This is a genomic window from Pseudomonas sp. 05N36, from assembly GCF_056397385.1.
The window spans coordinates 1-18,843 of record NZ_JBFTNH010000009.1; the positions used below are offsets into that span (position 1 = coordinate 1).

The following is an 18,843-nucleotide window of genomic DNA, read 5'->3' on the forward strand; positions in this document are numbered from 1 at the left end:
ACCTGGCCAGAGGTTTCAAGAAGACTCAGGCCCTGGTAATCCTTGCCCGCAAACTCGCCCGGGTGGCGTTCGCCCTGATGAAAAACCAGAGCGAATACCGACCGAATCGACCGCTGCAGGGTTGTCCTGCAACATAGAATCTCCCACAGGGTATTTGTCGTGCTTCAGGCCAAGGGCTGGATCACCTGCCCCAGCCAGTCCATGAATGCCCGCACGCGCAATGGCAAATGCCGTTGCCGGGCATAGAGCAGCGAAACCTCCATCGACGGTGCGTTGAACTGCGGCAAGACGGCCACCAATTCACCGCTGAGCAGGTACGCCTGCATCCCCATCAGCGGCGCCTGGATCAACCCGAATCCCCCCAGACACGCGGACTCGTAAGCGTCGGTACTATTGACCGTCACGCTGCCGCTCATCGGCATTCGATGCAGCTTGCCGTCCTCCTCGTACACAAAACCTTCCGAGCGCGAACCCAGTACGCCGACGTAATGGACCAGCCGATGCTGCGCCAGGTCTTCGAGCCGCTGCGGCACACCATAGCGCTGCAGATAGGCAGGGCTGGCGCAGTTGACCATGGCAAAGTCGCACAGGTGACGAGCGACCACCGTTTGATCCGGTTGCGCGCCGACCCGCACCACGCAATCAAACCCTTCGCTGAGCAAATCGACCCGGCGGTCGGTGCTGCTGATTTCCAGTTCCAGATGAGGGTGCCGGGCCATGAATTCGGGCAGGCGCGGCATCACCACCTGCCGGGCCAGAATGTTCGGCATGTCGATGCGAATCCGCCCGGTCAGCGAGGCTTCGTCCTGGCGAAACAGCCCTTCGATTTCATCCATGTGCGACAGCAAATCCTTGCTCCGCTCGTACAACACCAACCCGTCCTGGGTCGCCTGAACCTTGCGCGTGGTGCGTTGCAGCAGGCGTGTGCCGAGCAGGGTTTCCAGGGCCTGGACGTGTTCGGAAACGGTAGAACGAGGCAAGCCGAGGCTTTCGCCCGCGAGGGTGAAACTCGACATTTCGCTGACCCGGACGAAGGAGCGCAACAGTTCCAGTTTATTCATGGGGCCAACTCTCTATTGTTCGGTTATTCCGACCAGTGATTCCGATTACAGCCTGTTTATCACCACAAGGCGGATAAATAAACTTTCTCCCATCGTCACTCACTGCTCTGGAGAACGTCCCATGAACCGCAAAATCGCATTGATCACCGGCGCCAGCCGTGGCCTTGGCAAAAGCACCGCCCTGCATCTGGTGACTCAGGGCATCGACATTATCGGCACCTACAACAGCCGCGCCGACGAAGCCCAGGCGCTGGTCGCGCAGATCGAAAGCCTTGGCGGTCGCGCCGCCATGCTGCAACTCGACGTCGGCCGGAGTGAAGGTTTCGGCGCGTTCGCCGCAGAGGTCGGGAAGGTCCTGAAAAACCACTTCGATCGCCAGCACTTCGACTTTCTGATCAACAACGCCGGGGTCGGCGTGCATGCGAACTTTGCCGACACCACCGTCGAGCAGTTCGATCTGCTGATGAACATTCACCTGAAGGGGCCGTTTTTCCTGACCCAAAACCTGCTGCCGCTGCTGAATGACGGTGGCCGGATCATCAATATTTCCAGCGGCCTGACCCGCTTCAGCCTGCCGGGTTACGGGGCTTATGCGGCAATGAAAGGTGCGATGGAAGTGCTGACGCGTTACCAGGCCAAGGAGCTTGGCGCGCGCAACATTGCGGTGAATATCCTGGCACCGGGCGCCATCGAAACCGACTTCGGCGGCGGTACGGTGCGCGATAACGCGGATATCAATCAACTGGTGGCCAGCAATACGGCACTGGGTCGCGCCGGCAAACCCGACGATATTGGTGCGGCCATTGCCCTGCTGCTGACGCCGGGCAGTCAGTGGATCAACGGCCAGCGGGTCGAAGCATCGGGCGGGATGTTTTTGTAATCAGGATTAAAAGATCGTCCGGACGCGGTTCGGACGATCCTGGCTTTTATCCCTCGCAAGACTCACGCATTACCAGTCGCTCACGCACCACGTCATAAACCCAGTGGTAGACGTAGGTGTACGGCAGGAAAAACAGCAACACCCCGATGTCCAGAATCAACGCCTGCAACAGACTGACGTTCAGCCACCAGGCGATCAGCGGCACACTGACCGCCACCAGCCCCCCTTCAAACAGCAAGGCGTGCACGACTCGGGTTGCGGCACTGTGGGTAAGCGCCAGACGCTTGAGCAGACGGTCGAACAGGCCGTTGAACAACACGTTCCAGGCCAAGGCGATCAGACCGATGGCAATGGTCACGGCGCCCATCTCGACCATCGGTTTGTCCATCAGCCACGCCAGCAACGGTGTACACAGCATGACCGCCAACAGCTCGAAACCAATGGCCTGAAAAACACGTTCGGTAAAGGATTTGTTGGTGCTCATCATCAAGCTCCCTGGGTGAATGTGGTTGCCATCATCCAACACCACACCGATACTTCATAACCAATAACCATCGATCAAGGCGATAGTTCATGGCCTCACACGAAGTGCTATTGGCGTTCGTCCAGGCAGCGACCCAAGGCTCGTTTTCTGCGGCGGCGCGAAAACTCGGCAAGAGCCAGTCGACCATCAGCGCGGCGGTCGCCAGCCTGGAAATCGACCTGAACGTGACCCTGTTCGATCGCAGCAGCCGCAAGCCCAGCCTGACCTCTGCCGGGCATGTCATGCTGCAACGCGCCGAAGACATTCTGGCCGCCACCAGCCGCCTGGAAATGACCGCCGCGCAACTGTCCCAAGGCGTTGAGGCGAAGCTGACGGTGGCAATTTCCGACACCTACCAGTCCGATCGTTTTGAAGCGGCATTGAGTGAATTCGAACAGCGCTACCCGGACCTGGAACTCGAATGCCTGATTGCCGAGTGCGACGATTTGATCGCCCTGGTGCAACGCGGGCGCGCGCACATCGCCTTCGCCGAAATGCAGTCCGACTACCCCGCCGACCTGAACAGCGCGACGGTCGACGAGCGCACGGAAATTGCCTTGTTCGTGTCGACCGAACATCCGCTGGCGGCGCTGCAAAAGGTCGATAAGGAAACGTTGCAGCAGCACCGTGAATTGCGCCTGGCGACCATCATCAATCCCTACGAAACCCGTGCCCAAGGCCGGGTGTGGTCGGCGCCCAGTTACCTGATGCTGCTGGAAATGGCCCAAGGCGGTTTTGGTTGGGCGCCTTTGCCGCGCTGGTTGGTCGAGCGTTTTGGCGCGGGCTCGTTGCAGGAACTCAAGGTCCGCGGCTGGCCAAAAACGGTGTCGGTCGATGCCCTTTGGTCACGCCTGCATCCGCCGGGACCGGCGGGGAGCTGGTTGCTGGCGAAGATGCTGGAGTGATCGAAGAATCACAGCCCCCCTCCCCCGGAGCGGCCATCATTTGAGTTCACTCAACCGCCGCTCGATAAACCGTCGCTCCGGCGCTTGCCGAGTCAACTCCAGAGCGCGCCGATACGCCGCCCTCGCCTCTTCAACCCGCCCCAGCTGCCGACAGAACTCGGCGCGCGCCGAATGGGCCAGGTGATAGTCGAGCAGCTCGCCTCGCTGCAAAATCCCTTCGACGACCGTCAACCCCGCCAGCGGCCCGTCGCGCCGGGACAGTGCCGCCGCGCGATTGAGTTCAATCACCGGCGAAGGCTGCACCCGCAACAACACGTCATACAGCCCGACAATCTGCGGCCAGTCGGTTTGCTCGGCCGTTGCGGCCTCGGCATGCACCGCCGAAATCGCGGCTTGCAGGCAATACGGTCCAAAGCCACGCGTGCTCAACGCGCGTTCGATCAAGGCACAGCCTTCGGCAATCATCTGGGTATTCCACAGCGAACGATCCTGCTCATCGAGCACGATCAACTCACCCGACGCCGAAGTCCTGGCCGGGCGTCGCGACTCATTGAGCAGCATCAGCGCCAACAGCCCCATCACTTCGGCTTCCGGCAACAGCTCCATCAGCAAGCGGCCAAGCCGGATCGCTTCGCGGGTCAGGTCTTCGCGGGTCAGCTCGCTGCCGACCGACGCCGAATACCCTTCGTTGAACACCAGGTAAATCACCCGCAACACGCTGTCGAGGCGCTCGGGCAACTCGGCTACGGAAGGCACTTGATAGGGAATTTTCGCGTCGCGGATTTTGTTCTTGGCACGCACGATGCGCTGGGCAATGGTGGACGGTGCAACAAGAAAGGCCCGGGCGATTTCCTCAGTGGTCAGGTCGCAGACTTCGCGCAGCGTCAACGGCACCTGTGCATCCGCCGCGAGGGCCGGGTGGCAGCAGGTGAAGATCAGCCGCAAGCGATCGTCTTCCACATCTTCAGCACTCCAGTCGGTCTCTTCGAGCGCTTCCAGCTGTGCCTCCAACGCCGCTTGGGAAGCCGCAAATCGCGCCCGACGGCGCAAACCGTCAATGGCTTTGAAACGCCCGGTCGACACCAGCCAGGCACGCGGATTATCGGGCACGCCATCGCGTTGCCAGCGTTCGACCGCGACAAAGAAGGCTTCATGCAAAGCCTCTTCGGCAAGGTCGAAATCCCCCAGCAAGCGAATCAACGTGGCAAGGATGCGCCGCGATTCGTTGCGATAAACCGCCTCGACCAGCGCCTTGACCGACTCGCCCGGCATCAACCCGACAGACCTGTGGTCATCAACGATTCAACTCACGGACGGGGCGCACTTCAACGCTGCCGACCCGGGCGGCAGGGATATTACCGGCGACCTGAATCGCCTCGTTCAGGTCCTTCGCATCGATCAGGTAGAAACCGGCCAATTGCTCCTTGGTTTCGGCGAACGGGCCGTCGGTGATCGACAGCTTGCCATCGCGCATACGCACCGTGGTGGCGGTCTGAACGGACTCCAGCGCCTCGGCGGCGAGCATCCGGCCGCTGCCCTGAACCGACTCGGCGTAGGCCATGCACTCGGCATCATGGGGGCTGTCGGGCGAGGTATGCAGGAGCCGTTCGTCGCTGTAGACCAGGCATAGGTATTTCATAGGACTCTCCGTCATCAAGCTGATCAACTATGGCTGCAGATTGAGCATCTGGCGAAAATCCCGACGATCAGGGCTGCCACTCGATCAGCGTCTGAACATCAGTGGACTTTTGTGTGAGGACACCCCTAGTCGTCTGGCAACACTCCAAATCGACCATTCAAATAAAATAAATCTCGAAGAGACAAACTGGCTAAAATCCGCAGTTCACCTTTGTCGGACCACGGACACCGCCAGTGACGACCCAACTCGTTCCCTACGAACAGCTGACACCCGCTCAATGCCAGCAACTGGAAGCCATTGAGATCCCTGACCGGCAGAAGCAATTCTCCGGCGATATCGACATGGCCCTGCACACCTTGTTGTCCGCACCGCGTGACGGCATCAAGGGCTTTGCCCTGCTCGTCGACGAGATTCCGGTAGCGTTCCTGCTGCTCAAGCGTCCGCCGTTCCTGCCGCACTGGGCCCATGAAGACACCGCGACCCTGCACGCGCTACAGGTCGATCACCGCCACCAGGGCAAGGGTTATGGCAGCGCGCTCCTGCAAGCCCTGCCACTCGCTGCACGCCAGGCCTGGCCAGAGATCAAGGGGCTGGAGCTGTCGGTGGATGCACACAACGAATCGGCGCTCGGGCTCTACCTCAAGCAAGGCTGGGTCGACAGCGGCAACGCCTACAAAGGCCGGATCGGCTATGAGCGGCGCATGGCCCTGGCTTTCTGAACGCCCAATAACCCTTCATGGATGAAGTGAACAATGCTGACCACTCTCGAACAACTTGAAGCAATTTACGGCCTGCCTCACGACCGTGCCGTGCGCAAGGAAATCCCTTTTCTCAACCTCGATTACCAGGCGATGGTGCGTGCTTCGCCGCTGGTCATCCTGAGTTCGGTCGGCCCTGACGGCATGGACGGCTCACCGCGTGGCGACACACCGGGTTTCGTACGGATCATCGATGAGCGAACCCTGGCGATTCCCGACCGACCGGGCAATAACCGCATCGACACGTTGCGCAATATCGTCCTCGATTCGCGGATCTCGTTGCTGTTCATCATCCCGGGGATTGGCGAGACATTACGGGTCAATRGTCGCGCGCAGATCAGCGCCGAACCCGGGTTGCTGGATAGCTTTGCAGTGAACGGCAAACCGCCGCGCACGGTGATTCTGGTGGAGGTCGAAGCCGCCTATTTCCACTGTTCCAAGGCCATCGTCCGCTCGGATTTGTGGAACCCGGAAAAGTACCTGGACCGCTCGGTCCTGCCCACCGCGGGCGCCTTTCACAAGCGCCTGAATGACGGCCAATTCGATGCCGAGGCGTACGATCGGGAAGCGCCTGCTCGGGTCCTCGACAGTCTCTATTGACCGTCCTGATACGACGATACCCTCATGTGGGAGCGAGCCTGCTCGCGATGAGGCCCTCACATTCAATGTAGATGTCGACTGTCAGCCCGCTATCGCGAGCAGGCTCGCTCCCACACTGGATCTCCACTGTTCTGATAAGGAGTTGTGGATTACAGATCCAGCGCCATCTCATGCCAGGCCATGCCGCCGTGATCGGACGCGGACACGTTGAGGTAGACGAAACCAAACCCGGCATACAGCGGAATGTGTCGTTCCTTGCACATCAGGTTGATACGGGTTTTGCCCAAATCCCGCATGCGGACAATGAACTCGCTCATCAACCGTTTCGCCAGCCCCAGCCCTTGGAAATCCGGGTGCACCACCACCGACATGATCACCACCTGCGGGCCATCCGGGTCATGGCCGATCATTTCCTTGAAGGCTTCATCCGCCATTTCCACCTGATACGCCGCCCCCGAATTGATAAACCCGGCGACGACACCGTCGACCTCGGCCACGATAAAACCTTGCGGCCAGGTGGCGATGCGCGTGGCGATCTTCTCGCGCGTGGCCGCTTCATCACCTTCATAGGCTTGGGTTTCGATGGCGAAACAGCGATCCAGATCAGCCGGCGTGACCTGGCGAATAACAGTCGTGGGGGAGTTCATGGCGTGGCCTGGTCAGAGAAAAAGAGGGAGCGAATCATAAATTAATAAGGACGGCATATCGATCATCAGCACGCCCGTAAAGCCTTCGTATAGCGGCTTTCTTTCGCGCAAGGTTCGGGCTATTGCTTGTCCCTGTCTTTCGCCATGAAGAGGGAAACTCACCATGACTAGCGTTCAGGTCGGTCTTCTTATGCTGTTCACCATCAGTGCTTTTGGCTTTATCACGCTGACGATCGACGTGCTGCGAGCGCGGCGAATCAGCAAAGACAAATAGTGCAAATGCCGAGTGGCGGCGGCGCTTGAATGCGCCGCCTTTCAACCCGTTCAGGCCGTTTTGAGCGGGATCCAGATTTCCAGCACACCGGTATTGAGCTTCGGGTTGAAGTCGTCGCTGTAGCGCTCGAACTCCGGGGCATCGGCGGCCTCGTAACCCGACGTTGGCAACCAGGTTTTCCAGATGTACTGGAAGGTTTGCGGCAGGGTGTCCAGCGCACCTGGGTGCTTGAACACCGCATAGTGCTGGGGCTGTATTTCGATCCAGCGGTAGAGTTCTGGCAGGTCATCGAGCTTGCTGATCTCGACACCGGCGATGTACTCAAATCCACCTTTACCGTCCGGGTTGCAGCAGACGCCGTAGGTGACCTCCCCAACCTGCCCTGGAACGTTGCCGATGTGCGGTACGAATTTCTCCCAAAGCTTGGGAATGCCTTCGGTGGTGTCTGCGCTAAACCGCCCACCAAGTCCTGCGATCAGCAGAAAGTGCCCCGTTTCGAAGCGCGGCTCAGCGAGTTCGCCCTTATTTGGATCATCCATGAATCAACTCCTGCAACTGAAGGTGGGTTCGGCTGCAAGTATAGAAGCCAAACCGGATTCCCCCAATCAAAGGCCCGGAAGTTCTGCAACAGCCGCCGGAAGGATAAACTCCTGATAGCCAGAAACGATCACGTAGACTGCGAAATAACAGAAGATCGCTGCAGATGCCAGGTAAGAGTAGCGCAGCAGCTTGTCACCCAAGAGTTTGCCGCCCTGGGTCGCCGCCAGGCACAGGGCAACGCACCACAGCAGCCCGGCGCAAAAGAACCCTGTCAGAAACAGCGCGGCATTGGTCAGGCTACCGCCCCCGGAACGGGCAATCAGCGTACCGCCGACCGCGGCGAACCAGAGAATCGCGCTGGGCGACGACATTGCCAGAAAAATCCCACGGAAAAACTCCCGCCGATGGGAACCGGCACTGACCTCACCCGCCTCCGCCAACACGGCGCTGTGATAAATCGCCGAATGAATCATCTTCGCCGCGAAGTACAGCAGCAACACCGAACCACCAACCCACAGCACCCAGCGCACTGCCGAGTACTGCAACAGCACCGTCATGCCCGCCAGCGCCAGCACCGCGTAAATCAGGTCACCGACACAGGTGCCGAGCCCCAACGCAAAACCCTGAAAATACCCACGCTGCATGGCCAGCGTGATCATCGCAATGTTGGCAACGCCGATGTCCAGGCACAGAGAAAGGCTCAGTAAAAAGCCGCTGGAAAATTCCATTTTTCATCTCGTTTAAAAGTGGTCGTTGAGTAAATGCCAACTTCTGCAAGAAGCGTGCGCGCACTGGCTGATGGCGAAAACTTGCGTGTGCGATCAACAGTGCCCTGGAAAATAGTTGAACCTCGCCACTAGACAATCGGCCACCGGCACCCTTATCTTCCGCCACAGGCCACCGCAGTGGCCAGCGTCGCTCGGACGGTTCCGGGCGCTTACGTTATCGAGGCAACAATGGCCGAACAAGGTTCGCCGCGCCGCTTTGCGCGCATAGATCGACTCCCCCCTTACGTATTCAATATCACTGCCGAGCTGAAGATGGCCGCGCGTCGTCGTGGCGAAGACATCATCGACTTGAGCATGGGTAATCCCGACGGCGCCACTCCGCCACACATCGTGGAGAAACTGGTGACCGTCGCCCAGCGCGAAGACACCCACGGCTACTCCACCTCCAAGGGTATTCCGCGTCTGCGCCGGGCGATTTCCAACTGGTACAAGGATCGCTACCAGGTCGACATCGACCCGGAAAGCGAAGCCATCGTCACCATCGGCTCCAAGGAAGGCCTGGCGCACTTGATGCTCGCCACCCTCGATCAGGGCGACACGGTGTTGGTGCCGAACCCGAGCTACCCGATCCACATCTACGGCGCAGTGATTGCTGGCGCACAAGTGCGCTCGGTGCCACTGATCCCCGGCGTGGACTTTTTCGCCGAGCTGGAACGGGCCATTCGCGGCTCGATCCCGAAGCCGAAAATGATGATCCTCGGCTTCCCGTCCAACCCGACCGCGCAGTGCGTCGAGCTGGATTTCTTCGAGCGGGTGATCGCCCTCGCCAAACAGTACGACGTGCTGGTGGTGCATGACCTGGCCTACGCCGACATCGTCTACGACGGCTGGAAAGCCCCGTCGATCATGCAGGTACCGGGCGCCAAGGACATTGCGGTGGAGTTTTTCACCCTGTCCAAGAGCTACAACATGGCCGGCTGGCGGATCGGTTTCATGGTCGGCAACCCGGAACTGGTCAACGCCCTGGCGCGGATCAAGAGCTACCACGACTACGGCACTTTCACCCCGCTGCAAGTGGCGGCCATCGCCGCGCTGGAAGGTGATCAACAGTGCGTCAAAGACATCGCCGAGCAATACCGGCAACGGCGCAACGTGCTGGTCAAAGGCCTGCATGAACTGGGCTGGATGGTCGAAAACCCGAAAGCCTCGATGTACGTCTGGGCCAAGATCCCGGAAGCCTACGCGCACCTGGGCTCGCTGGAGTTCGCCAAGAAGCTGCTGGCCGAGGCCAAGGTCTGTGTCTCGCCGGGGGTTGGGTTTGGTGAATACGGCGATGATCATGTGCGTTTTGCACTGATCGAAAACCAGGACCGGATTCGTCAGGCGGTGCGTGGGATTCGCGGGATGTTCCGGGCGGATGGGTTGGTCGCCAAATCTAACGCCTGACACATAACAGTGAGGGAGCGAGCCTGCTCGCTCCCTCATTTGTTTTTGCGGTGTACGTTAGACGAACAACGACAACAGCAGGATAAAGCCCAGGGCCACGACGGACAGGATGGTTTCCATCGYGGTCCAGGTCTTGAAGGTTTCGGCCACGGTCATGTTGAAGTACTGCTTGACCAGCCAGAAGCCCGCGTCGTTGACGTGCGACAGGATCAACGAACCCGCGCCGGTGGCCAGCACCAGCAACTCGCGGTTCACGCCCGGAATCATCCCCACCACCGGCACCACAATGCCTGCACCGGTAATGGTCGCCACCGTCGCGGAACCGGTGGCCACGCGGATCACCGCCGCGACCAGCCAGGCCAGCAGGATCGGCGAAATCTGCGCGCTCACCGCCATGTGGCCGATCACATCGCCCACACCACTGGTCACCAGCATCTGCTTGAAGCCACCGCCGGCACCGATGATCAGAATGATCGCCGCGGTCGGCGCCAGGCTGGCGTCGAGCAGTTTGAGGATCTGTTTGGAACCGATGCCCTGACGATGCCCGAAGGTGTACAGCGACAGCAGCAGCGCCAGCAGCAAGGCCGAGATCGGGTGACCGATCATGTCCATCCAGGTGCGGAAGAAATGCCCGTCCGGCAGCGCGATGTCGGCAAAGGTTTTCAGCAACATCAGGAACACCGGCAACAGCACGGTGATCAGCGTGATGCTGAAGCTCGGCAAGGTGCTGGAGTGGGGCTCGCGAGCCAGTTGATCCACCAGTTCCTGGTTCGGATGGCCGGGGATGTACTTGGCGATGAACGTGCCATAGATCGGACCGGCAATGATCGCGGTCGGCAAGGCAACGATCAGACCGTAGAGAATGGTTTTACCGATGTCCGCACCGAACACCCCGATGGCCAGCAATGGGCCCGGGTGCGGCGGAACCAGACCGTGCACGGCAGACAGACCGGCCAGCAGCGGGATACCGATCTTGATGATTGAAACACCAGTGCGGCGAGCAACGATGAACACCAGCGGGATCAGCAGTACAAAGCCGATTTCGAAGAACAACGGGATACCGACCAGGAACGCCGCAAACATCATGGCCCATTGCACGCGCTCTTTGCCGAACGCGCGAATCAAGGTCTGGGCGATCTGATCCGCCCCGCCCGATTCGGCCATCATTTTGCCAAGCATGGTGCCCAGCGCAAGGATGATCCCGACAAACCCGAGCACCCCACCAAAACCGTCCTGGAACGCCTTGATGATGGTGCCAATCGGCATGCCCGAGGTCAGCCCGAGAAAAGCCGCGGCGATGATTAATGCAATGAAGGGATGAAGCTTGAACTTGGTGATCAGGACGATTAATCCGATCACGGTGATCACTGCATCAAGCAGCAAAAACGACTCGTGGGACATGCCAAACATGGGGGGTATCTCCTGTTTGTTGTTGTTATTGAAGCGGGTTATTCAGAAGCCGTCAGGACAGCGCTATCTCTTGCAACAACACTCAGCCGGCGAGTTTCAAACCATGGCTGAGCCACCAGGCGTGGGCCTGCCGGGCGAGTTCATCGACGTTGTGCTTCGAGGCATCGAGCGCCAGGGTCAGTGGCTCGCCAACGGGGGATTCAAGGGTCGCGAACTGGCTGGCAATCAAGGTCGACGGCATGAAATGCCCCGGACGATGAGCCACACGATCGGCAGCGACTTCAGGGGTCAATTCAAGGAATACAAAACCCAGGCCCGGCAAGGCGCTGCGCAAGCGTTCACGGTAACTGTGCTTGAGCGCCGAGCAGGTCAACACCGGGCGTGCGCCCGAGGCATCGACGCGACGCAGTTCATCGCACAGGCTGTCGAGCCAGCCGGCACGGTCGTCGTCGTTGAGCGGAATGCCTGCGCTCATCTTTTCGATATTGGCAGCAGGGTGAAAGGTATCGCCTTCAATGCCGGTTGCGCCGCTGAGCTGGCACAGGGCTTCGCTGACGCTGGACTTGCCGCAGCCGGCCACGCCCATGATGACCAGGGCGGTGATAGGTTGACTCATGTAACACCTCAGCGCGCAGACAGCGCTACCTTTGCTACGTGAAACTCTAGTGCAAAAGCAGGCATTGCCGACGCCTTCTTGTCATTTTTATGGGTTGCAGCACGTTCTTTCCCAACGCCAAAAAGCAGGGATCAGGCAAACCCTGCTCAAGCATTTGCAGCCGCATCGAGACAGCGCTACCTTAGTGCCTTGAATTTTGTTTGGCAAGCTGCCCGATGACCTCCACTAAAAACGATAAAAATACCCGCACCACCGGCCGCCCTACCCTCAACGAAGTCGCCCGTCTGGCAGGCGTGAGCCCGATCACTGCGTCCAGAGCCCTGCGCGGCATCAGCACCGTCGCCACCGAGTTGGTGGAAAAGGTCCAGCAGGCCGCGCTCGAACTGAACTACGTGGTCAACCCCGCCGCCCGCGCCCTGGCTTCGGCCCAGAGCCAATCGGTGGTGGTCCTGGTGCCATCGCTGTCGAACCTGCTGTTCATCGAAACCCTTGAAGCCATCCATCAGGTACTGCGTCCCAAAGGCTTCGAAGTGCTGATCGGCAACTATCACTATTCCCGTGATGAAGAAGAAAACCTGCTGCGCAACTACATGGCCTATCAGCCAAGAGGGTTGCTGCTGACCGGTTTCGATCGCACCGAAAGCGCCCGTCGGATGATCGAAACCAGCAATATCCCCTGTGTCTACATGATGGACCTGGACCCAGGCGCCGGCCTGAACTGCGTCGGCTTCTCGCAATTGAGCGCCGGCGAAACCGCCGCACAACACTTGATCTCCCGCGGGCGTCGGCACCTGGCCTACATCGGCGCACAGCTCGACCAACGCACCTTGCTGCGCGGCGAAGGCTTCCGGCGTGCCTTGCAGCAAGCCGGCCTGTACGACCCGGACCTTGAGTTGCTGACACCGCGTCCCTCTTCGGTGGGCCTTGGCGGCGAATTATTCCTGCAGATGATGGCCAGCCATCCGCAGGTCGACGCGATTTTCTTCGGCAACGACGACCTGGCCCATGGCGCCCTGCTCGAAGCCATGCGCCACGGGATCAAGATCCCCGAACAAATCGCCGTCCTCGGCTTCAACGACCTGCCCGCCTCGGCGCACATGGTGCCGCGCCTGAGCAGCATCAGCACCCCGCGTGAAGCCATCGGCCGCCGCGCCGCCGAACACATGCTGACCTTGATGGCCGGCAACTCGATCGCCAAACCCGTGGTCGACATGGGTTTTGAGTTGAAGGTTCGCGAGAGTACCTGAGCCCGACGGCTCTACGCGTCCGAATAGAGCACCACCCTCAACCCTGCTACGTTGAGGGTGGCCAAGCCAAACGCTGATACATCTTTACCGGGCACACCCGTTATTGTGGGAGCAGAATCCGCAACTCTGAAAATCGGATTACGACATGTACGCCCTGAAAACAGCAATGACCCTTGTCGCTCTAGGCTCTGGCGTGTCAATGCCGACACTTGCATCCGGGCCGGCGAGCTGGACTCAATTTCTGAACGATCCCAAGTTCATGCCAGCCGTCATAAACTGCCTCGCCGCCCATCCAAAAGGTGAAGGTCCGGCGCTTGTAATGGATGTAGGGCACGCCAGCCTCGATGACGTATGGGTAACGACCACTGACCTCAGCGGTCGACGAAACTCCTGCGTTGCCAGCAAGGATAGCGGCACAGTGAGGCACTCAAGGACACTGTTCGATCTGCCGGGCCCGTTATTCGTGTCCGTAGAACAAACCGCAGTTGCCCCCAAAGGTAAATGCATTGAATCGACCCCGGTCGTGCTCAATCAACAGCTACAGGGCTGGATTCTCAGGCAGCCTGTACTTGATCCGCATGTCCCTAGCCCCTGTTCCAGCCCCATCTGGAGCGAGCTTTTGGTCGAATGAACATCCCTCAACGGGCTCAGGGATCGGTTCCCGTACACGCCATTAACGCCACAAACGCCAACGTGCCTTTTGGCAGCGGCTGACGCTTGAGGCACTCAGCACTCTCTCGGTCAATACCCCGCCCAACACTGAGATTTGCCTCGCACAATCTGCTCTCGGACATTCCCGCCAACACCCTGGGATCCGTCCCACAGATTTGTCGGAAACGCTTGCCATCGATTTTTTTGCGCGTGCCGTAGCCTCTCTGGAGCTGCTTTTAACCGCCCCAAGGAGTCTTATGTCATGCACACGGACCCGCAAAAACAGCAATGGTTACTCTCACGCTGGAGCGAAGCCCTGGCGACCGAGGCGTTCACGTCTCGCCGGATAAGCCTTGGCCATCTGGCCGATACGCTCGAGCTCAGCACCCGCGCAAGCTTTCAGCGCTTGTTGCAGGCGCTGCTGCGCGAAGGCCTGCTGAATCCCGAAGTCCTGCAAGCCAAGGGCTCGATGCATTGGCTCACGCTGCTCGATGGTGCCCGGTTGTGTTTCGAAGGGCTTATCCCGGCGCGGATGAACAGCTGGGACATACAGGGCGACATCACGCTGCATCGCCCTGAATGCCCAACACAAAAACTGCTGTTTCCTTCACAGTTGCTACACCTGCTCTGCACGCAACTTGAGCCTTTACCGTCACCCGAAGTGCTCGTTCGCCTGTGCGAGGAGCTTGATGACAGCTTCTGCAATGCCTCCTTGTGCCAGGCCTTTCACCACGGCTGGAGCCGGCAACTACGTGAACAGTTCAAATTCGCCGATGACGATAATCTGCTGTCCTGGCTCAAGAGCAACCCCGCCCACCCGAACCCGACATCGGTGCTAGAACAGTGGGGCACCCTGGGCCATCCCTGGCACCCGAACTACAAGACCAAGCTTGGCTTGGACACCCCTGAGGTCATTGCTTTTTCACCGGAATTCGAAGCCTGCGTGCCCGTCGTCCTGTGCGCCTTGCATCAGCAATGGGCTCACATCGAATCATTGAACGAATCCGAGCATTACCACGGCTGGTGGCAAGGGCATTTCCCGCTCGCGGCCGAACAATTGATCCAGCACCTTCTAACCCAAGGTCTCGACCCGGATGACTACCTGCCCCTCCCCGTCCATCCGTGGCAAGCCGCAGAGGAACTACCGCGCTCGTTTGCTCGCGAAATTGCCGACCGCGTGCTGGTCGTGACCAGCATCATTGCGTTCAACGGTCAGCCGACCATGTCGTTTCGCACCCTGGTGCCCACTGCAAACCGCTGCTCACCGATGGTCAAGCTTCCGGTGGCGCTGCGACTGACCAGCGTGCAGCGCACCCTTTCACCACGCTCGGCACGCATGGGGCCAAGGGTCAGCGGATTGTTGCTGCACATACTCAAGCAGGAGCCGCTGATTCGAGCCGTGTTGAACATCGTGCCGGAACGTATCGGCGTGCATTACGCGCCGCAACCGGCGGATGACCAACGCTCCCGGCACCTGGCGGTGCTTTACCGGGACAACCCGTCGAGCGTGTTGCAGCCGGGCGAAATGGCCGTTCCCGTTGGCAGCCTGTTCGCCCTGGATGAACACGGACAACCGTTACTGCGCCAGTGGGTCAGGTTGGCCCAAGGAGGCGACGGCAGACCGGAACTGCTGCGTTTTTTCCGTGACTATCTATCGATCGCCGTTCCCGGACTGCTCGGTCTGTACCTGATCTACGGCGTCGCCTTCGAGGCGCACCAGCAGAACAGCTTCATGGTCATAAGTGCCGAAGGACAGTTGAGCCGGTTGATGGTGCGTGACTTCGGCGACATCCGGATTCATCGCCAGACCTTGCACCGGCAAGGCCTCGACCTTCAGTTGCATGACCCGCAGATGACGCTGTATGACGATGCTGACTTCGTGCGCGACAAGCTCTTGCATACCACCTTCATGTGCCATCTCGGGGAGCTGGTTCTGCTCTGTGCCCGGCATTGGAAGATGCCGGACGATGCACTTTGGAATGAGTTGGCCATTCAGGTCAGCGACTGCTTTGACCACCTGCGCGAACGGGTCGAGCCACAGCGCTGGGCAATCGAGCGTCTGGCCTTGCTGAAACAGGACTGGCCGGCCAAATCGTTCATGCGTATGCGCTTGCTCGACAGCGCGCTCGATATCGTCGGTCGCCTGAGCAATCCGCTTCGCGTGCACTCGTAAATAGTCGCTGGAACGACAAAAAGGATCTTCGATCAAGTCATTGCACTTGATCGAAGATCCTTTCAGTTGCATGACGTTTCAACCGAGTTGCAATGTCGAGTTGAACTGACTGATGGCGTCCACCACATGCCGTGAACCCTGCTGAATTTCCAGGATCACCTCGCCCGCTTCATTGGCCAGTTCCACGCCAAGCCCCGTACGGCTCAAACTTGATTGCATGCTCGACACTGCACTCAAGGACAAGTCGTGGTTCTTGCGCACTACTTCTACAATCTCCACGGTTGCGTGGCTGGTACGTGCCGCCAGGCTGCGCACCTCGTCGGCTACCACCGCAAATCCTCGCCCATGTTCGCCGGCCCGCGCAGCCTCGATAGCGGCGTTGAGTGCCAGCAGATTGGTCTGATCGGCGATACCGCGAATGGTCTGAACAATGGTGCCGATGATGTCGGACTGTTTGCTCACCGCATCGATGCTGAGGGCCGCTTCGTTGAGATCCCTGGAGATCTCTTCGATGATTTGCACGGTCTGCTGCACCACCTGCGAACCTTTCTGGGCGCACGCATCGTTTTGCACCGAGGTTGAATGGGCCGACTCGGCGGCAGTCTGCAACGTGGTCATTTGCCGGGTGATGTCGCTGGCGAACTTGACCACTTTGTACAAGCGGCCCTTGGTGTCGAAGATCGGGTTGTACGAAGCTTCGAGATAGACCATGCGACCGTGTTTGTCGACCCGTTCAAACCGACGCGAGTGGAATTCGCCCCGGTTGAGCGAAGCCCAGAACGCCTTGTAGGCCGCCGACTCGCTCTCCGAGCGATGACAGAACAGGCTGTGGTGCTGACCCACAACTTCGTTAAGTGAATAGTGCATGGTCTGCAAGAAATTATCGTTGGCAGTCATCACCCTGCCGTCGGGGGAGAATTCGATCACCGCCATGGCGCGGCCCAGGGCATTCACTACGCTCTGGTTTTCATGCTCTTTATTGATTTGGGCCGTGATGTCCGAGGCCACTTTGATCACGCTTCGTACTTGCCGGTCAGTTCCGATCACCGGCATATAACTGGCCTCAAGCCAGACTTCCTTGCCGCTCTTGTTCAAGCGCAAGAAAGTGCCACTGCTTGATTCGCCACGACCCAGCTCACGCCAGAAGCGCTGGTAATCTTCACTCCTGGTGTAATCCTCTTCACAAAAAATCCGGTGATGCTTGCCGCGCAGCTCCTCGATGGAATAGCCGACGGCCTTACAAAAGTTTTCGTTGGCCTCGAGGATCACACCGGTGGGGTCAAACTCGATCATTGCCATGGAGCGGCTGATTGCCGCCAACTTGGCATTGGCCTCGCTCAACGCACAGCTAAATCGCTCTATCTCAAGCAGGTCGGACTTGTGGTGTCGATTGAACATGGTGGTATCACCTTCAGCGCTGTCTTTTGATGAACGGAAGTTCCCAGTCTTTCACTGGACTTACGACAACTTTCCACAGAACAGGCAAACGCATCCTCACACGAAGGATAAGAGTCAGGTGATCAATGATGATTAATCGGAGTGTCCATAACGCAACGCTCTTATCAAGCCATCCTTTTCTTGATGCCCCGTGCAGGGGCCAACCCAACATTCACAAGTAATTCCCTCTAAGAAACACTCCTTTTCAGCGCAGTGCCTTGAGTTGCACACTCTTATCGATCATTCAATTTACAACCGGGCGCAAAACACTGACTCAAGCACAATCTGGCTGAGGCATCGAGACGTTCACGCTTTATAAATTGAACGGCATCAGTCGCTACGAGTGAGCATAGACAGCAACGCCACGGATGCAAGGCCATCAATAGGCCATCTTTTTATCGACGGTCAGAGCGTCGGGGGGTGGAGCATCGCCAGCAGCGCCTGCACCGCCGCAGAGGGTTCCCTCAGCGGTGTGGCGACCAGCGCAAACTCTCGATGAACAGGCACCGCCAACGGCAGTACGCGCAACCCCTTGCGATTGGCTGGCAAGGTCATTTCCGGAACCAGCGTCACCCCGACGTTTTCCCGAACCAGCGTGAACGCGCTGCTCCACTCTCGAACTTCAACCCGGACATCAAGCAGCGCAAAACCTGCATCCGCTGCCAGGCTACGGGCATTGACGCTGCATCCGCCAGTGGCCAGCACGAACGGCTGCTCGACCAACGCCTCCAACCTCAATCCGTGCTCGTGGTTTCCTCGAGCCAACGGGTGCGCCATCGGCAGCACCGCAACCCAGGTATCTCGCCCCAATATTCCGGCGTTGCGTTCAGGTGGAGGATTGAGCACCACCCCCAGATCAACCAGGCCAGCGCCAAGCAATGCTTCAACTTCGTTGTCGCTGACCTCCAGCGCCACCACCTGAATACCGGGATAAAGTTGCTTGAACTGGCGCAACAGCGGCGGCAGAAACGTTGCAAGCACCATCGGAAAACTGGCGAGGCGAATCGTGCCACGCTGAATATCCCGCGCCGCGTCGGCAGTAGCCCGGATGGTCTCAAGGGCCTGAAGCATCACCCGCGCCTGTTCGATCACGTCTACTCCGACCGCGGTCGGCAAGGTCTGACGGTTTTCCCGGACAAACAGCCGGATTCCGAGCATGTCCTCAAGCAAGGCCAGCGCTTGGCTAGCCCCCGACTGAGTCATGCCGACATGCTCGGCAGCGCGCGTGATGTTGCCCGTGTCCGCGATAGCCACCAACATCCGCCAATGCATCAGGTTCATCATGGCAGTAGCTGTCCTTATGGTTGG

General features: G+C 59.2%; 19 protein-coding genes and 2 pseudogenes. 9 read left to right on the top strand and 12 right to left on the bottom strand.

Annotation, left to right across the window (positions count from 1 at the left end; genetic code table 11):
* A pseudogene (locus AC1DIH_RS13480) lies at positions 1–137 on the top strand (IS110 family transposase); the annotation flags it as partial.
* Between the two features lie 27 nt (positions 138–164).
* Here AC1DIH_RS13480 and AC1DIH_RS13485 read toward each other — a convergent pair.
* On the bottom strand, positions 165–1,061 hold the full coding sequence (locus AC1DIH_RS13485; RefSeq protein ID WP_477772044.1) for a LysR family transcriptional regulator: 897 nt from the start codon (positions 1,059–1,061) through the stop codon (positions 165–167).
* Between the two features lie 121 nt (positions 1,062–1,182).
* Between AC1DIH_RS13485 and AC1DIH_RS13490 the strand changes: the two genes are divergently transcribed.
* Entirely contained in the window at positions 1,183–1,941 is a 759-nt protein-coding gene (locus tag AC1DIH_RS13490) for an SDR family NAD(P)-dependent oxidoreductase (protein ID WP_477772045.1), read from the top strand.
* Between the two features lie 46 nt (positions 1,942–1,987).
* Here AC1DIH_RS13490 and AC1DIH_RS13495 read toward each other — a convergent pair whose 3' ends face one another.
* Entirely contained in the window at positions 1,988–2,425 is a 438-nt protein-coding gene (locus tag AC1DIH_RS13495) for a multidrug/biocide efflux PACE transporter (protein ID WP_216741983.1), read from the bottom strand.
* 89 nt (positions 2,426–2,514) lie between these two features.
* Here AC1DIH_RS13495 and AC1DIH_RS13500 point away from each other — a divergent pair, with 89 nt between their 5' ends.
* Positions 2,515–3,369: a LysR family transcriptional regulator gene (locus tag AC1DIH_RS13500; RefSeq protein ID WP_477772046.1), complete on the top strand. Its 855-nt coding sequence runs from the start codon at positions 2,515–2,517 to the stop codon at positions 3,367–3,369.
* A gap of 36 nt (positions 3,370–3,405) precedes the next feature.
* On the opposite strand, the gene AC1DIH_RS13505 is transcribed toward AC1DIH_RS13500, so the two are convergent.
* The gene (locus AC1DIH_RS13505) at positions 3,406–4,641 is read right to left on the bottom strand and encodes an RNA polymerase sigma factor (RefSeq protein ID WP_477772047.1); all 1,236 of its coding nucleotides are present in this window, start codon (positions 4,639–4,641) and stop codon (positions 3,406–3,408) included.
* Positions 4,642–4,663: 22 nt separating this feature from the next.
* The gene (locus AC1DIH_RS13510; RefSeq protein ID WP_477772048.1) at positions 4,664–5,008 is read right to left on the bottom strand and encodes a YciI family protein; all 345 of its coding nucleotides are present in this window, start codon (positions 5,006–5,008) and stop codon (positions 4,664–4,666) included.
* Between the two features lie 233 nt (positions 5,009–5,241).
* On the opposite strand from AC1DIH_RS13510, the gene AC1DIH_RS13515 reads away from it, so the two are divergent.
* Positions 5,242–5,727 (top strand): GNAT family N-acetyltransferase, encoded by a 486-nt coding sequence (locus AC1DIH_RS13515; RefSeq protein ID WP_054593652.1) that lies wholly within the window; start codon positions 5,242–5,244, stop codon positions 5,725–5,727.
* 33 nt (positions 5,728–5,760) lie between these two features.
* Positions 5,761–6,366, top strand: coding sequence for a pyridoxamine 5'-phosphate oxidase family protein (locus AC1DIH_RS13520; RefSeq protein ID WP_477772049.1), 606 nt, complete (start codon positions 5,761–5,763; stop codon positions 6,364–6,366).
* Between the two features lie 149 nt (positions 6,367–6,515).
* On the opposite strand, the gene AC1DIH_RS13525 is transcribed toward AC1DIH_RS13520, so the two are convergent.
* The 3 genes from AC1DIH_RS13525 to AC1DIH_RS13535 all read right to left on the bottom strand — a co-directional run bounded on the left by AC1DIH_RS13525 (position 6,516) and on the right by AC1DIH_RS13535 (position 8,555).
* The gene (locus AC1DIH_RS13525) at positions 6,516–7,013 is read right to left on the bottom strand and encodes a GNAT family N-acetyltransferase (RefSeq protein WP_477772050.1); all 498 of its coding nucleotides are present in this window, start codon (positions 7,011–7,013) and stop codon (positions 6,516–6,518) included.
* A 324-nt stretch (positions 7,014–7,337) separates the two neighbouring features.
* The gene (locus AC1DIH_RS13530) at positions 7,338–7,826 is read right to left on the bottom strand and encodes a GyrI-like domain-containing protein (protein ID WP_477772051.1); all 489 of its coding nucleotides are present in this window, start codon (positions 7,824–7,826) and stop codon (positions 7,338–7,340) included.
* 66 nt (positions 7,827–7,892) lie between these two features.
* Positions 7,893–8,555 carry a LysE family translocator gene (locus AC1DIH_RS13535; RefSeq protein ID WP_477772052.1) on the bottom strand — a complete coding sequence of 221 codons (663 nt, stop codon included), beginning with the start codon at positions 8,553–8,555 and terminating at the stop codon, positions 7,893–7,895.
* 228 nt (positions 8,556–8,783) lie between these two features.
* Between AC1DIH_RS13535 and alaC the strand changes: the two genes are divergently transcribed.
* The gene (gene alaC / locus AC1DIH_RS13540; RefSeq protein WP_477772053.1) at positions 8,784–10,001 is read left to right on the top strand and encodes an alanine transaminase; all 1,218 of its coding nucleotides are present in this window, start codon (positions 8,784–8,786) and stop codon (positions 9,999–10,001) included.
* 57 nt (positions 10,002–10,058) lie between these two features.
* Here alaC and AC1DIH_RS13545 read toward each other — a convergent pair whose 3' ends face one another.
* Positions 10,059–11,411 (bottom strand): GntP family permease, encoded by a 1,353-nt coding sequence (locus tag AC1DIH_RS13545; RefSeq protein ID WP_477772054.1) that lies wholly within the window; start codon positions 11,409–11,411, stop codon positions 10,059–10,061.
* Positions 11,412–11,493: 82 nt separating this feature from the next.
* Positions 11,494–12,027 carry a gluconokinase gene (locus AC1DIH_RS13550; RefSeq protein ID WP_427532072.1) on the bottom strand — a complete coding sequence of 178 codons (534 nt, stop codon included), beginning with the start codon at positions 12,025–12,027 and terminating at the stop codon, positions 11,494–11,496.
* Positions 12,028–12,242: 215 nt separating this feature from the next.
* Between AC1DIH_RS13550 and gntR the strand changes: the two genes are divergently transcribed.
* The 3 genes from gntR (at position 12,243) to AC1DIH_RS13565 (ending at position 16,098) form a co-directional block, all read left to right on the top strand.
* Positions 12,243–13,274: an HTH-type transcriptional regulator GntR gene (gene gntR / locus AC1DIH_RS13555; protein ID WP_477772055.1), complete on the top strand. Its 1,032-nt coding sequence runs from the start codon at positions 12,243–12,245 to the stop codon at positions 13,272–13,274.
* 145 nt (positions 13,275–13,419) lie between these two features.
* Positions 13,420–13,905 carry a hypothetical protein gene (locus AC1DIH_RS13560; RefSeq protein WP_477772056.1) on the top strand — a complete coding sequence of 162 codons (486 nt, stop codon included), beginning with the start codon at positions 13,420–13,422 and terminating at the stop codon, positions 13,903–13,905.
* Positions 13,906–14,187: 282 nt separating this feature from the next.
* On the top strand, positions 14,188–16,098 hold the full coding sequence (locus AC1DIH_RS13565) for an IucA/IucC family protein (protein ID WP_477772057.1): 1,911 nt from the start codon (positions 14,188–14,190) through the stop codon (positions 16,096–16,098).
* Positions 16,099–16,176: 78 nt separating this feature from the next.
* On the opposite strand, the gene AC1DIH_RS13570 is transcribed toward AC1DIH_RS13565, so the two are convergent.
* The 3 genes and pseudogenes from AC1DIH_RS13570 to AC1DIH_RS13580 all read right to left on the bottom strand — a co-directional run bounded on the left by AC1DIH_RS13570 (position 16,177) and on the right by AC1DIH_RS13580 (position 18,819).
* The gene (locus AC1DIH_RS13570; protein WP_371917621.1) at positions 16,177–16,716 is read right to left on the bottom strand and encodes a methyl-accepting chemotaxis protein; all 540 of its coding nucleotides are present in this window, start codon (positions 16,714–16,716) and stop codon (positions 16,177–16,179) included.
* A gap of 9 nt (positions 16,717–16,725) precedes the next feature.
* Positions 16,726–17,496 (bottom strand): annotated as a pseudogene (locus AC1DIH_RS13575) (PAS domain-containing protein); the annotation flags it as partial.
* 444 nt (positions 17,497–17,940) lie between these two features.
* Complete coding sequence (locus AC1DIH_RS13580) at positions 17,941–18,819, bottom strand: LysR family transcriptional regulator (protein WP_477772058.1); 879 nt, start codon at positions 18,817–18,819, stop codon at positions 17,941–17,943.
* Positions 18,820–18,843 lie beyond the last annotated feature (24 nt).

Bases quoted from the DNA above. Each gene is read 5' to 3' on its own strand.
- AC1DIH_RS13485 (WP_477772044.1), bottom strand. From the start codon at position 1,061: ATGAATAAACTGGAACTGTTGCGCTCCTTCGTCCGGGTCAGCGAAATG.
- AC1DIH_RS13490 (WP_477772045.1), top strand. From the start codon at position 1,183: ATGAACCGCAAAATCGCATTGATCACCGGCGCCAGCCGTGGCCTTGGC.
- AC1DIH_RS13495 (WP_216741983.1), bottom strand. From the start codon at position 2,425: ATGAGCACCAACAAATCCTTTACCGAACGTGTTTTTCAGGCCATTGGT.
- AC1DIH_RS13500 (WP_477772046.1), top strand. From the start codon at position 2,515: ATGGCCTCACACGAAGTGCTATTGGCGTTCGTCCAGGCAGCGACCCAA.
- AC1DIH_RS13505 (WP_477772047.1), bottom strand. From the start codon at position 4,641: ATGCCGGGCGAGTCGGTCAAGGCGCTGGTCGAGGCGGTTTATCGCAAC.
- AC1DIH_RS13510 (WP_477772048.1), bottom strand. From the start codon at position 5,008: ATGAAATACCTATGCCTGGTCTACAGCGACGAACGGCTCCTGCATACC.
- AC1DIH_RS13525 (WP_477772050.1), bottom strand. From the start codon at position 7,013: ATGAACTCCCCCACGACTGTTATTCGCCAGGTCACGCCGGCTGATCTG.
- AC1DIH_RS13530 (WP_477772051.1), bottom strand. From the start codon at position 7,826: ATGGATGATCCAAATAAGGGCGAACTCGCTGAGCCGCGCTTCGAAACG.
- AC1DIH_RS13535 (WP_477772052.1), bottom strand. From the start codon at position 8,555: ATGGAATTTTCCAGCGGCTTTTTACTGAGCCTTTCTCTGTGCCTGGAC.
- alaC (WP_477772053.1), top strand. From the start codon at position 8,784: ATGGCCGAACAAGGTTCGCCGCGCCGCTTTGCGCGCATAGATCGACTC.
- AC1DIH_RS13550 (WP_427532072.1), bottom strand. From the start codon at position 12,027: ATGAGTCAACCTATCACCGCCCTGGTCATCATGGGCGTGGCCGGCTGC.
- gntR (WP_477772055.1), top strand. From the start codon at position 12,243: ATGACCTCCACTAAAAACGATAAAAATACCCGCACCACCGGCCGCCCT.
- AC1DIH_RS13560 (WP_477772056.1), top strand. From the start codon at position 13,420: ATGTACGCCCTGAAAACAGCAATGACCCTTGTCGCTCTAGGCTCTGGC.
- AC1DIH_RS13565 (WP_477772057.1), top strand. From the start codon at position 14,188: ATGCACACGGACCCGCAAAAACAGCAATGGTTACTCTCACGCTGGAGC.
- AC1DIH_RS13570 (WP_371917621.1), bottom strand. From the start codon at position 16,716: ATGACCACGTTGCAGACTGCCGCCGAGTCGGCCCATTCAACCTCGGTG.
- AC1DIH_RS13580 (WP_477772058.1), bottom strand. From the start codon at position 18,819: ATGATGAACCTGATGCATTGGCGGATGTTGGTGGCTATCGCGGACACG.